The sequence below is a fragment of the Paenibacillus sp. FSL R5-0341 genome, assembly GCF_037975235.1.
Classification (GTDB): Bacteria; Bacillota; Bacilli; order Paenibacillales; family Paenibacillaceae; genus Paenibacillus; species Paenibacillus amylolyticus_A.
Genome location: NZ_CP150241.1, coordinates 2,984,074 through 2,996,218, shown reverse-complemented (window position 1 = coordinate 2,996,218; position 12,145 = coordinate 2,984,074). Strand labels below are relative to the sequence as shown.

Below are 12,145 nucleotides of genomic sequence, written 5' to 3'. Positions count from 1 at the left end.
TATACTTTTATACCCTATTTATTTCGCTTCGTTCAAAAAAGCTCTAACGTCTTCAGCAATTTTTTTGAATTGCGTATGGTGTAAATAATGTGAACCATCCATGGTGATTACTTTCCCATGTACCGAATCTTTGATCTGTCCTTCATGTAATGGAATCCATCCTTCTACCCCTTCATTATTCGCTTGTACAAAGAGAAGAAGTGGAAGATTTTTAGGGAACCTTAAACCTTGAGCATCTTTAAAATTGGAATAAATATGATCCATCTCGTTTAATGACGTGGGATTATACATGTTTTTATTCGAGATCATTTTCATCTGCTCAACCGTCTGTTCATCGAATGCAAGTCCCTCATAGGGGTCCGCACCCGCCTTCATCATTAATCTTAAGAGACCTGTATTTCGGAGAAAAGCAAACGTTTTTAATGGGAACTTCGCATCTGTAATACTTGGTTGGGTAGAAACGCTGCTATCAATACCGACAAAAGCAGTTACCTCATCCGGATATTTGTTCACATAGTCAATGCCGTAAATGCCTGCAATGGAGTGACCCATGAGCATGTACTGATGAATATCAAGTTGCTGTAGAGCTTCATGAACTTCACTTACGATATTCTCTGTGGTTCTTTCTTTTTCAGTTTCATCACTTAATCCATAACCGAAAGGCTCAACTGCAACAACTTTGTAAAATGGAGATAACTCATCGATAAGCAACTTGAAATCAAGCACTGGTGTTGCTGTTCCATAACCGGGTAGAAGTACAATCGTTTCCTTGCCTTCACCTTGAATGAACACATTCATATTTTTCCCGTCTACAGATACATGCTGACCATAAGGTTCTATCTTTTTCGCCTCTGAATTGCTACTGATCACATTGGTGATATAAACAATACCTAGAAAAAGAATAATGGCGATTACGATTGCTCCTAGTACTTTAAGTATAATATTTCGTACCTTCTTGACCCTGGTTCTATTCTTGGCTTTCTTTCCTTCTGGTTGTGTCAATCTGATCTTCTCCTGTCTTGAACTGTTTGTTCATTTATCTTCTTTACTTCTAATGAAATCTTATCCAATGAAAGTGTACTGCCCGTGACGTCAATATGAACTGAATATGAACAAGCAAGAAAATGTTGCGACGTTACTGACACGGGAGCCTATACCTGATGGAGTTATTGAACTCCCAGCATAAAACTCCTGAATTGTTCCGCTATTTCTTTGGCATGGGAACGGTATAAATAATGATTTGCTTCCAGCAGAACCATTTCACCACGCACAGAGTCCTCTATTAACTTCTCGTGTTCAGGAACCCAATTGTCCACTGCCGGATGATTCTTTTGTACAAAGAAAAGAACCGGGAGATTGACAGGCAACGTTAGCTGTTCAGCTGTTTTAAAGTTGGAATACATACTTACAATCTCGTTCAATTGAGTTGGATTAAACATGTTCTTTTGTATCAAAATGTTCAATTGTTCTTTGGTTTGTTCATCATACGGTAGCCCAGCATATGGATCATCACTCATTTTCAATTGCAAACGTGGGAAACCCAAGTTACGGTACCATGTAATCGGTACGATTTCCGATGCTTCAACCTTCTGTTCACTAATCGCGGGAACACTGGTGTCCAGCCCAACGTATGCACTTACTTCATCTGCATATTTGTTCACATAATCCAGACTATAGATGCCCGAGATGGAATGACCCATGAGGATGTAACGATCAATATGTAGACTCTGTAACGCTTCATGAATTTCACTGACGATATTCGCTGTACTGCGTTCCTTTTCGGTCTGATCGCTCAATCCGTAACCAAAGGGCTCAACGACGACGACTTTATAATATGGAGATAACTCTGAGATAAGTGGTTTAAAATCAAGAGCAGGTGACGCCGTTCCAAAGCCAGGCAAAAGCACAATCGTTTCCTCACCTTCACCTTGAATGAACACATTCATATTTTTCCCGTCCACAGATACATGTTGACCATACGGCTCCATTCTTTTTTGCTCCGAATAACTACTGATTTTGTTAACGGTATACACCGTGGCTATAAAAAGTAGGATTACGATAACGATTGCGGCAAGCACTTTAAGCAAAATGCCTAACACTTTCTTTGTTTTTCTTTTATTTTGACTCTGACTCTGTACTCCTTTGTCTCCTTGATGTTTCACGTTCATCTGCTCCTATCCTCATCTGTATATTGGTTTAACAGGTTGCTAATGCAAGCCTAACTAACAAAGATGTACTCCCTATGACATTAATATGAACGGAATATGAACAAGCAAAAAAAATGCCATGTGTAACATACAAGGAAGCTTGCATGTTACACATGGCATAAAAATTCGGTTTAGATACTCCGATGGTTATTCTATTCATTCACCTTTCCAGTGAGTTTAACTATCCGTTGGTGGATGGATGGGCAACGTGATCATAAAGGTCGTGCCTTGACCAGGTTCGCTTTCCACTCGGATGTCACCCTGATGAAGCGATACGATCTGTTTAACGATTGCAAGTCCCATACCACTCCCGTCATATTTACGACTGTGGGAACGATCTGCCTTGAAAAAACGGTCGAATATACGTTTTTGGTCTTCCATCGGAATACCAATGCCCGTGTCGGATATTCGAATAGTCACATTTTTGAAATCCTCTTCGATACGGACTTTAATCATACCGCCATCCTCGGAAAACTTGATGCTATTTCCGATAATGTTGGTCCATACCTGATTTAACTGATCGTGGTCAGCCGTTACCTTAATATTCTCTAAATCAAGCTCGAAATGAATGTTGCGCCCCGACCATTGCGGCTGAAGCGCCACGATGACCCGCCTGATCTGTTCATCAAGACTTAAGGAGCTCAGCCGAAGTTGCTGGGATTGCGATTCAAGCAAACTCAGCTTGAGCAGGCTATCGCTCATTTTGGACATTCGTTTCGCTTCGGAGATGATAATATCCAGGTAACGGTTTCGCTCTTGCTCCGAGAGGTTAACTTGCTTCAGTGCCGAAGCGTAACCGGATATCGAGGTGAGTGGAGACTGAACCTCGTGCGAAACATTCGTAACGAATTCCCTGCGCATCTGCTCCAACTGCTTCAGATCGTGCATCATTTCTTCAAAGCTGCGAGCCAACGTACCAATCTCAGTGGTTTGCTTAATGTTCAGCTTGACGTTGAAATCTCCAGCTGCAATCCGCTTGGTCGCTTTGGTCAATTTCTTGATCGGTCTCACCAGATATACAGAAGCAACAAGAATCAACAAGCTTCCTGCAATCAACGAACAGCTTGCAAAGATTAAGCCCCACCTGATCACAAAAGAGGTTGAAGGCGGCGCAAGTGTTTCCAAAAATATCCCTTTCGTTCCCGTCTCCGTTTTCAACGGTAACCCTAAGAACCCTGTAGCAATCCCACTCGTTGTTTCTTGAACAACGCCCCCATCTAACACTTTCTTTAGTTGCTCGCTCGTCACAGCAGCAGACTTATGTCCGTTAAGCTTTCCGTAAGACTTGAACTCACCTGATGCTTCGTAAATTCGAATATGATAGGAGCTGAGCTGTTTCATTCCACTGACGTACAAGTCCGCTTCACGCACTGGAAGAGCCTTATAAATCTGCACAACGTCTTGCCCGAAGTTTCGTAGGTTAATTTGAGCGTTTTCGTTCAACTTTTCTTCGAATATCCAGGTAGACACAAAAAATGAAATGACCGTACCAGCGATGACAGACCCCAGAAAGGTCAGTACCACACGAATATATATGGATCGAATCATTCATGGACCTCAAGTCTGTACCCCAGCCCACGCACCGTTTCAATTCGAAAATCAGGTGTAGTTGCGAATCGTTCGCGCAGACGTTTAATATGTACATCTATTGTTCGATCATCTCCCGCGTAATCAATACCCCAGATCTGATCGATCAACTGCTCACGTGTATAGACTTGGCCTGGAGTCCCAGCAAGCTTATACAGAAGTTCAAACTCCTTAAGTGGCAACGTAAGCACCTCCGCGCCTCTCATCACCTTATATGTCTGACGGTCCAGAATTACGTTGCCAAACTGGATTGTATGTGTGGAGCCAATTTTGTATCGTTTCAGTAATGCTCGGACACGTGCGGTCAGCTCCAATGGATCGAACGGTTTCGTTAGGTAATCATCCGTGCCCAGTTCGAAGCCTTTCACCTTCTCCCAAGTCTCGCCTCTCGCCGTTAGCATGAGTAATGGGAGGTCGGGATTGGCTCTTCGGAGTTCCTTGCACAGCGCCCAGCCATCCATGACAGGCATCATAATATCAAGCACAACCAGATCAACTGTAGTTTCGCCATACACGGTGAGAGCTTCCTTACCGTCCGCAGCTTCCACAGTAGTGAATCCATCATTTTTGAGAAATAGACAGACAAGTTCGCGAATGTTCGCATCGTCGTCAGCAACGAGTATAGTAGCCATAGTTTTTTCTGTCCTCTCTGTTATCTCGTTTAAGTGATTAGTTCAAATTATATAGTAGTTAGCAAAGTAAATAGTAAAACATCCTGCTTATAGTAAGTCCACAGCAAACATCGTATGTTCTTTCATCGTTCCCTGGATTGGCACAGGCTGTGATCCATTCTCCTTGAATCCTGCTTTTTGAAGGACACGAATGGAGCCTATATTATCGGGTACAGCGCCAGCTTCGATTCGAGTAATTTCAGTTTCTTGCTTGGCAAATTCCAGCACACATTGCAGGGCTTCGCTCATATATCCTTTTCCTTGATGCAAAATATCCGTTACATAACCAGCGATCCATTTTGGGGTAGAATCCAATATGATCTCGAACAAAGAAATCTCACCGACGAGTTGATTCGTTGTATGTAGAAAAATGCCAAAAGAATAGCGCTTTCCCTCTTCTCTCTTCTTGTTCCAGCTTTCAATGAGTGACCGTTGTCCTTCCAAACTATAGAAAGTCTCATCCCGATTACTCGCAGAGATTTTCTCTATTTCCACACGATTACGAACTTGTAGATCCAGAAGTAATGAAGCATCTTCCACATTCCAAAATCTCACATAGATACGTTCTGCACTATATTTCATTTACATTATTCCTCCTCTGTTAACGTTAGGTGTAATTGTAGTTTGATTATATCAGGTCATTATACGAGTACGAGCGAATCAACGAGAATTGTTTCGCCAGAAAATGCGGGGAATAAGGCATGTCGTTACGCAGCCAGGCGACAATGGTGCCGATCAGGGCGGAAGAACCATACCAGATTGCAATCTCCTTGTGTATGCCGGATTCTTCGAGTTCATCCTCCATCTCGACTCGATCAATTTTGGCTTTGACCAGCGTACTCAACAATTTGAGCAGTCGCTCGGTAAAGATCGGTGTGCGCTTCGTAGCAAGAACGACCTGATAGAATGAGGCGTTCTCAGCAAAATGCTCCAGTAACTTGACCAGAACAGGCCAAGCCTCTTCCGTCCTTTGCTTCTCAAAATGAGGGGCATATTCATCCACGATCCGTTCAATATGCTCGATCATCTCGTCAGCCATCTTCTCCATCATATCGGTAATATCGCGATAATGCAGGTAGAAGGTTACCCGATTGATCGTCGCTCGTTCGGCAATTTTGTTCACTGACAATTTTTCAATATCCATTTCCTGCAGTAATTCAACAAATGCACCTCGAATTAACTGACGCGTTCGCAATATTCTTGGGTCCACGGCTGATTTCTTCTCGTCTTTCACGTGTATCCCTCCTTTAAATTTTAAACATTACAATTTTAAACAAACAGTCGTTTATTCTTCATTTAAACAACAAATTCAAATTTTGTGTAAAATAAACAACGAAAACACACCATAACGTAAATTGTAATCTGTCCGAATATGTATATAATTCAATAAATACAATGTAAACTATACAACACGTTGTAAATTTAGTCACGCGTGGATTGAAAGGATGAAAAGGATTGAGTCAGGCTAGAGTACAAGATGAATTATCCGTAAAGAAAGGCCCCATCCTGTTTATTATGATTTTGGGAGCCTTCCTTGCAACGTTGAATCAAACGATCATGAGTGTCGCTACACCGGAGCTGATGGGTGATTTTAACATCTCAGCCGCAACAGCACAATGGTTAACGACAGGTTACATGCTGGTGAACGGGGTGCTGATCCCCATCACGGCTTACTTCATGCAACGCTTTTCAACCAAGCAATTATTCCAAGCTTCGATGTTTATTTTCCTGATTGGTACCATTGTATCCGCTCTTGCAACTAATTTTGGTACATTGCTGACAGGACGCATGATTCAAGCAGCGGGCGCCGGCATCATCATGCCGCTCTTGATGAACGTTATTTTGACCTTGTTTGCTCCTGAAAAACGAGGATCTGCAATGGGTATGGTTGGTTTTGCCATCATTTTTGCCCCTGCCATTGGGCCTACCCTTGCCGGTTATATTTTGGAGAACTACTCTTGGCAAACCATGTTCTACGGCATGATTCCATTAACTCTTATTGTCATTGCCTTTGCGTTTGTATACCTGAAGAATGTATCCGAACGGGTCAGCACGAAGTTCGACACGATGAGTGTTGTGTTATCCACCATCGGATTCGGCGCATTGCTGTATGGCTTCAGTAGAGCAGGAAGTCTAGGATGGTCAAGTGCAGAAGTACTTATCTGTATTGCCGCTGGTATAGTTGCTCTTGCGCTGTTCACATGGCGTCAGCTTGCTTCAGATACTCCCCTGCTTGATCTGCGGGCTTTCAAGTACAACATGTTCTCCCTGACCACGGTCATCAGTATTGCGATTACGATGATCATGTATGCTGACATGATGTTGCTTCCCTTGTATCTCCAGAACGCACGTGGTTACACTGCACTGGAGTCTGGATTATTGCTCCTTCCGGGTGCCCTTGTTATGGGCTTCCTGATGCCTGTAGCCGGAAAATTGTTTGACCGATTTGGTGCGAAATGGCTGGCTGTGATCGGGATGGTGATCACCATCGTGACGACAATTGGTTTCATCGATTTAACGGATTCAACCAGTTATGGTTACCTAGTATTAATGTCAACCGGTCGCCGAATTGGTATGGCTTTGCTCATGATGCCGATTCAAACTGCGGGACTTAACCAACTTCCACCAAGACTCGGCGCACATGGTACAGCCATCTCCAACACCGTCAGACAAGTTGCGGGTGCGGTAGGTACTTCATTGCTCGTGAGTGTCATGACTTCCCGTACAACGGCACACGTACAGGATATGATGGCAACTGGTGCAGCCAATGGCCTTACTCAACAACAGCTTGCCACAGAATCCATGATCCAGGGTATCAATGATGCTTATGTCGTGATTATCGGTATCGCTGTCGTGGGATTGGTTCTTTCCTTCTTTATCAAACGTACCAAACAAGCGAAAGAGGAAGAAATCAAACAGGTTGTTAGACAAAAAGTTTCCATGAATTCAAATTAAGTTGTCCATCCTCATACTTGCTCGCATAGCAAAGCGGCAGATCAAGACGTTTACGTCTGATCTGCCGCTTTTTATAATGTATCCAGTATGAACCTTTCCCTCTACTCAACGATCTTCACTGGCAGATGGGTTAACGACTGTCCCGGAGCTGAAGTGGCCAGATTATTCTCCAGATCAAAGGACTCCACCGGTTCGATCCGAGCAATCTTCTCTACAAATGCAGTCAAGGCAATGCTTAGTTCCATTCTTGCCAGCGGGGCACCCAGACAAAAGTGTGGGCCATTGCCAAAGGTAAGATGTTTTTTGTTATTCCGACGATGAATGTTTAGCTCAAATGGGTCTTCAAACATCTGCTCATCCATATTGGCTGCACTCATCCAGGAGATGACAACATCGCCTTTTTTCAAGTCTACTCCGAGCAGTTGGTTATCCTGCTTCACTGTTCGATGTCGCTTGGCATTATGAAACCGATAACGAAGCATTTCCTCCACTGCGAGCGGAACCAACTCGGGATTCTGTCTTAGTTGGCCATACAGACTCGGGTCATCGTACAGGAAGGAATAGAACGTATTTGAAACCATATGGCTTGTTGTCTCAATACCGGCTCCGAGCAGAAGCATGGTCGTGCGAACAACCTCATCCTCCGTGAACTTCTCCCCTTCAACATCAACGTTCAACAGATCCGTAATGATATCCTCACCAGGATGGGACCGTTTATGAACCACAATAGGGTACAGGAAGTGATAGTACTCTTGCGCTGCTGTCTGCTTTTTCAGTTCACTCTCTTCAGCCGTCTTCGGAATGGTGGGTTGAAACAGAATATCTACCCAGTTCTTGAAGCGATGACTGTCTGTGAGAGGGATGCCGAGCAGATCAGCCATAACCATCGAAGGCAGCGGAGCAGCCAACGCTTGAACAATATCAATGGTCGTATTCGGCTCAATATCGGCTACCAGCTGCTGCGCAATGTTGCGAATGCGTGGCTCCCAGTTCTTCAGACTACGGGGTGTAAAAGCAGCGGACAACAACGAACGACTTTTTTGATGACGGGGCGGATCGATACTTGAAATGTTTAATTTGTCTGGAGGCGTGCCTTCGTTGTTTTTCGCTCCGACCGCAATGGTCGTTCGCGTTCCTTCAGCTGAAAAATAAGCATGATTGCTCAAGACCTGCTTTACATCATCGTATCTGAACACATTCCAGGTGTCTGTATCTTCGTGATAATACACAGGATGTTCGGACAGCATTTTTCGAAACCAGTGCAGTGGAAAAAACTCTTCAGATCTGGACTGGAACCCTGTGATGTCCTCAACGCGTATCACTTCTTTGTACATTCGGAAGCCACCTCTCAGAATAGTTTCGTGATTGGTTACATCGGTACCTGAATTGACAGTTCAGCACCTAATTTAATTTTATACCACTAGTTCATTTATTGATATACATCATTCGAACTAAATCAGAAAAACCCCTTATTATAAGGGGTTTTCATTTATACGCATCGTATATTTTTTATCAATGTCCCAGAGAGTAAAGCGATACAAATCGATTAATCGCCCAGTTTCGCCAATGCTTCCTGAAGCTGATCCAGCTGTGCAGACAAGGTTTCAATCAAGTTCTGCGTGTGGCTTGCCTTCTCCATTAAGACTTGCTCGTCCGAACCCTCTTTCGATGCAGTCCCGAGTGGTGATGACTTCAAATCCGCCAATTCGCGTTTGTATGTTTCTTGTTTTTCCAAAGCTATTCGCAGTTCTTCTTTCGTCGTACCGATCTGATGTTCCAGATATATGAGGTCAGACGAGTTCGCTCCATCAGATAAACGTTGTGAATATGTCATGACTCACCTCTTTCAATTTCATCCATTGCTTTGCCCACAGTGTATGGCTCAATATCGATATCCAGTTCCATGCCGAGAGCTAGTTTCGCCAGTTGACTCCCGATAAAAGGACCCATTGTCAAACCAGAGGCTCCAAGTCCGTTCGCTGTAATTAGACCCTGCCAGCCTGGCACAACCCCCATTACAGGCAGAAAGCCAGGTGTGAACGGACGGAACCCAACTCGTACTTCCTGGAATGTACTGTTTGCAAGACCAGGTGCCAGTTCCAGACCTTTATTCAAAACTTCCTGCATGCCCCCTGCGGTTACTCTTGTATCATAACCCTCCACATCATTTTCATGAGTGGCTCCAATCACAATCTTCTGCTGATCAAAGGCCAGGAGATATTGGTCAGACGGTGGCATAATCACAGGCCAGTTGCCCGTATCCTCCCCATCCGTAACATGTAGATGCATAATTTGTGCCTTTTGATAGTGCACTTTAAAGTGTATGCCGAGTGGCTTCAACAGTGCATTGGCCCATGCCCCTGCACAGACAATGACTTCATCTGCCAGGAAACGCTGACCATTAACTGTCACACCCATGACCCGATCTGCTTCATATTGAAGCATTGCGTCTCCATGGATCACTTCGGCTCCATTTCGCTGTGCAGACCGGATCAAGGCATCGCGCAGCGCCCGTCCATCTATACGTGCAGCACCGCTGATATGTACCGATTGATAATGTTCCTCCAGCAGTGGAAAACGCTCATGGGTTTCTTTTGCATCAAGAGGTGTAATTTCACCAATCTCCGGTGCATCCGCTTTGCGAAGGCAGGCCCGCTCTTCCATCTTGTTGATTTTGTCGACATCCGTATGAATACTGAGCGCACCTACTTGAGCATATCCGGTTTCCGTTTCTCCTTCACTCTCAAGCTCCGCTATGATGCCAGGATAGAACCGCGCACCAGCCTTGGCGAGCTGATACCAGTCCTGATTGCGTCGCTGTGACAGCCATGGACAGATGATACCAGCAGCTGCATCCGTTGCCTGTCCTATATCTTTTCGGTCTATGATGATGACCTCTGCGCCCAGTTTGGCTAATTGATAGGCTGTTGATGCCCCCAGAATACCCGATCCGACTACGATGACTTTCTTCATGTTTGCATCCCTTTCCTTAATCACTCATCCGTTATAGCGTATACTTTTTCGCATTCTGTTGGCAAGGCAGGCGTACTTTTAAATCTATAAATAGAGACTGATCAAGCTACGATTCATGCTTATGCATCCAATAAAGAGTTGTTGGACTATATTTTGAAAACGTTTTATTATCGAACATCAATCCATTAAAATAATTCCATTTATGTAATATAATTCTTTCTAGGTTTCTTTTAACACTGTAACCACGCCACTTACGCACATGATCCTTTAACGAAAAGAGGAATAACACGACGATGCCGAAACCTAGCATGGGGAATCCACTGGATACCGATATGCCGCTCATGATTACAGGGCAAAACCAGTTGACCGTTGATGAATTGATGAATTGGAGCGACCATTCACGGGATTACAGCATTGTACAGTGCATCGGAGGAACAGGGCGAATCGCAGCAAAGAATCATGAATTTTCGATCAAAAAAGGAACCGCTCTCATCTTGTTCCCGGAGGTAACCTACCGTTACCACAATCTGAGTGATTCATTACGATTTGATTGTCTGTCTTTCAATGGCTATTTATTGCCACGGTTCTTGCATACCTTGCAGATCGGAGAGCTGCGCGCCTTCAAGCCGGATGGAATGCTTCATATCCTGTTGCATGAAATTACGTTGGCGCTGCAGTCCCGGCACAAGGATCAGATCTGGCACGTATCCGCGTTACTGTACATGCTATTGGTCAGATTAACCATTGAAGGTGAACGCTATAGTGCTTACGAACGTTCTGATGCCCGATTAAGATTGGATGAACTCATTACTTTTATCAAACAAAATTATCATCAGGATATCTCTCTCCCCATGTTGGCTGACCAGATGGACGTAACCGAACAGCACCTGAATCGGATATTCAAAAAACAATTTCAAATGACTCCATTGGAGTATCTGATGCGGTATCGGTTGTTGAAAGCCAAGGAAATGCTCATCGAAAATAACGCTACTACCGCTCATGAAATAGCCAAGGCCGTTGGTTTCAACAGTGCCAGTTACTTTGGATCGGTGTTCAAAAAATACGAAGGGATCTCCCCTATCGAGCTACGCAAGCAGTATCTGGATTAAAGAGCCTCCATATCGATCTCGGCCAGCGAGGATAACCGCAGCTCATGCATGGCGAATTCCAGACCACGCGTTACCTCGTTAGGCACGATGATACAACGAATACCCGCTGCATTGGCTGCCTTCAAGCCATTAGGTGAGTCTTCGAACACAATCGCTTCGGAAGCCTCGATTCCAAGGCTTTGGAGAGCAAGAAGGTACAGTTCAGGGTCCGGTTTCACTCGCTTCACATCCTCGGATGTATGAACGACTGTGAAATAATCGAAAATGCCTAACTTCTGCAAGTACCCATGCACCCAGTCCCGTGTGGAGCTGGAAGCAACTGCAAGCTGAATCCCCTTCTCCCTCGCAGACTGAAGCAATTCGTACACCCCTGGAAGAATAACGGCCTGTCCCAAATAGACTTCGTATTTCTGTTCAGAGAGCAGTTTGATATGATCATGATCTATCTTTCTTTGGAGCGCCTGCTCCAGATATAGAAATGGATGAAACTCCTCAAAGGATGTCCCTACATTTTTCGACCAAAGCTCCAGACCAAGTTCAACTCCGTGTTCTTCATAAATATCGCGAAACGCATAGTACCAGGGCGTCTCTGTATCCACAATGAGTCCATCAAAATCAAATATAAATGCTTTTACCATGAACC

Annotated in this window: 12 protein-coding genes; 2 read left to right on the top strand and 10 right to left on the bottom strand. The window is 44.3% G+C overall.

What is annotated here, in order from left to right:
* Nucleotides 1–18 precede the first annotated feature (18 nt).
* The 6 genes from MKX75_RS13445 to MKX75_RS13420 form a co-directional block, all read right to left on the bottom strand.
* On the bottom strand, nucleotides 19–1,002 hold the full coding sequence (locus tag MKX75_RS13445; protein WP_339169967.1) for an alpha/beta hydrolase: 984 nt from the start codon (nucleotides 1,000–1,002) through the stop codon (nucleotides 19–21).
* 164 nt (nucleotides 1,003–1,166) lie between these two features.
* A complete protein-coding gene (locus tag MKX75_RS13440; RefSeq protein WP_339169966.1) occupies nucleotides 1,167–2,162 on the bottom strand; it encodes an alpha/beta hydrolase in 996 nt (331 codons plus the stop codon).
* A gap of 222 nt (nucleotides 2,163–2,384) precedes the next feature.
* Nucleotides 2,385–3,755, bottom strand: coding sequence for a HAMP domain-containing sensor histidine kinase (locus MKX75_RS13435; protein WP_339169965.1), 1,371 nt, complete (start codon nucleotides 3,753–3,755; stop codon nucleotides 2,385–2,387).
* Nucleotides 3,752–4,426 (bottom strand): response regulator transcription factor, encoded by a 675-nt coding sequence (locus MKX75_RS13430; RefSeq protein WP_062834269.1) that lies wholly within the window; start codon nucleotides 4,424–4,426, stop codon nucleotides 3,752–3,754. The genes MKX75_RS13435 and MKX75_RS13430 overlap by 4 nt, the downstream gene beginning before the upstream one ends.
* 87 nt (nucleotides 4,427–4,513) lie before the next feature.
* Nucleotides 4,514–5,047, bottom strand: a complete 534-nt coding sequence (locus MKX75_RS13425) for a GNAT family N-acetyltransferase (protein ID WP_339169964.1) — start codon at nucleotides 5,045–5,047, stop codon at nucleotides 4,514–4,516.
* A 46-nt stretch (nucleotides 5,048–5,093) separates the two neighbouring features.
* A complete protein-coding gene (locus MKX75_RS13420) occupies nucleotides 5,094–5,699 on the bottom strand; it encodes a TetR/AcrR family transcriptional regulator (protein WP_062834267.1) in 606 nt (201 codons plus the stop codon).
* 281 nt (nucleotides 5,700–5,980) lie between these two features.
* Between MKX75_RS13420 and MKX75_RS13415 the strand changes: the two genes are divergently transcribed.
* Nucleotides 5,981–7,420: a DHA2 family efflux MFS transporter permease subunit gene (locus MKX75_RS13415; RefSeq protein ID WP_339170457.1), complete on the top strand. Its 1,440-nt coding sequence runs from the start codon at nucleotides 5,981–5,983 to the stop codon at nucleotides 7,418–7,420.
* 101 nt (nucleotides 7,421–7,521) lie between these two features.
* Here the strand turns inward: MKX75_RS13415 and MKX75_RS13410 are convergent, their stop codons facing one another.
* The 3 genes from MKX75_RS13410 to MKX75_RS13400 form a co-directional block, all read right to left on the bottom strand.
* Nucleotides 7,522–8,754 carry a cytochrome P450 gene (locus MKX75_RS13410; RefSeq protein ID WP_339169963.1) on the bottom strand — a complete coding sequence of 411 codons (1,233 nt, stop codon included), beginning with the start codon at nucleotides 8,752–8,754 and terminating at the stop codon, nucleotides 7,522–7,524.
* A 212-nt stretch (nucleotides 8,755–8,966) separates the two neighbouring features.
* A complete protein-coding gene (locus tag MKX75_RS13405; RefSeq protein WP_339169962.1) occupies nucleotides 8,967–9,254 on the bottom strand; it encodes a hypothetical protein in 288 nt (95 codons plus the stop codon).
* The gene (locus tag MKX75_RS13400; protein WP_339169961.1) at nucleotides 9,251–10,393 is read right to left on the bottom strand and encodes an FAD-binding oxidoreductase; all 1,143 of its coding nucleotides are present in this window, start codon (nucleotides 10,391–10,393) and stop codon (nucleotides 9,251–9,253) included. The genes MKX75_RS13405 and MKX75_RS13400 overlap by 4 nt, the downstream gene beginning before the upstream one ends.
* Nucleotides 10,394–10,686: 293 nt before the next feature.
* Between MKX75_RS13400 and MKX75_RS13395 the strand changes: the two genes are divergently transcribed.
* Entirely contained in the window at nucleotides 10,687–11,502 is an 816-nt protein-coding gene (locus MKX75_RS13395; protein ID WP_076331027.1) for an AraC family transcriptional regulator, read from the top strand.
* Here the strand turns inward: MKX75_RS13395 and MKX75_RS13390 are convergent.
* Entirely contained in the window at nucleotides 11,499–12,140 is a 642-nt protein-coding gene (locus tag MKX75_RS13390) for an HAD family hydrolase (protein WP_062834261.1), read from the bottom strand. The genes MKX75_RS13395 and MKX75_RS13390 overlap by 4 nt on opposite strands.
* Nucleotides 12,141–12,145: the final 5 nt, after the last annotated feature.

Bases quoted from the DNA above. Each gene is read 5' to 3' on its own strand.
- MKX75_RS13390 (WP_062834261.1), bottom strand. From the start codon at position 12,140: ATGGTAAAAGCATTTATATTTGATTTTGATGGACTCATTGTGGATACA.
- MKX75_RS13430 (WP_062834269.1), bottom strand. From the start codon at position 4,426: ATGGCTACTATACTCGTTGCTGACGACGATGCGAACATTCGCGAACTT.
- MKX75_RS13425 (WP_339169964.1), bottom strand. From the start codon at position 5,047: ATGAAATATAGTGCAGAACGTATCTATGTGAGATTTTGGAATGTGGAA.
- MKX75_RS13415 (WP_339170457.1), top strand. From the start codon at position 5,981: ATGATTTTGGGAGCCTTCCTTGCAACGTTGAATCAAACGATCATGAGT.
- MKX75_RS13395 (WP_076331027.1), top strand. From the start codon at position 10,687: ATGCCGAAACCTAGCATGGGGAATCCACTGGATACCGATATGCCGCTC.
- MKX75_RS13405 (WP_339169962.1), bottom strand. From the start codon at position 9,254: ATGACATATTCACAACGTTTATCTGATGGAGCGAACTCGTCTGACCTC.
- MKX75_RS13400 (WP_339169961.1), bottom strand. From the start codon at position 10,393: ATGAAGAAAGTCATCGTAGTCGGATCGGGTATTCTGGGGGCATCAACA.
- MKX75_RS13410 (WP_339169963.1), bottom strand. From the start codon at position 8,754: ATGTACAAAGAAGTGATACGCGTTGAGGACATCACAGGGTTCCAGTCC.
- MKX75_RS13435 (WP_339169965.1), bottom strand. From the start codon at position 3,755: ATGATTCGATCCATATATATTCGTGTGGTACTGACCTTTCTGGGGTCT.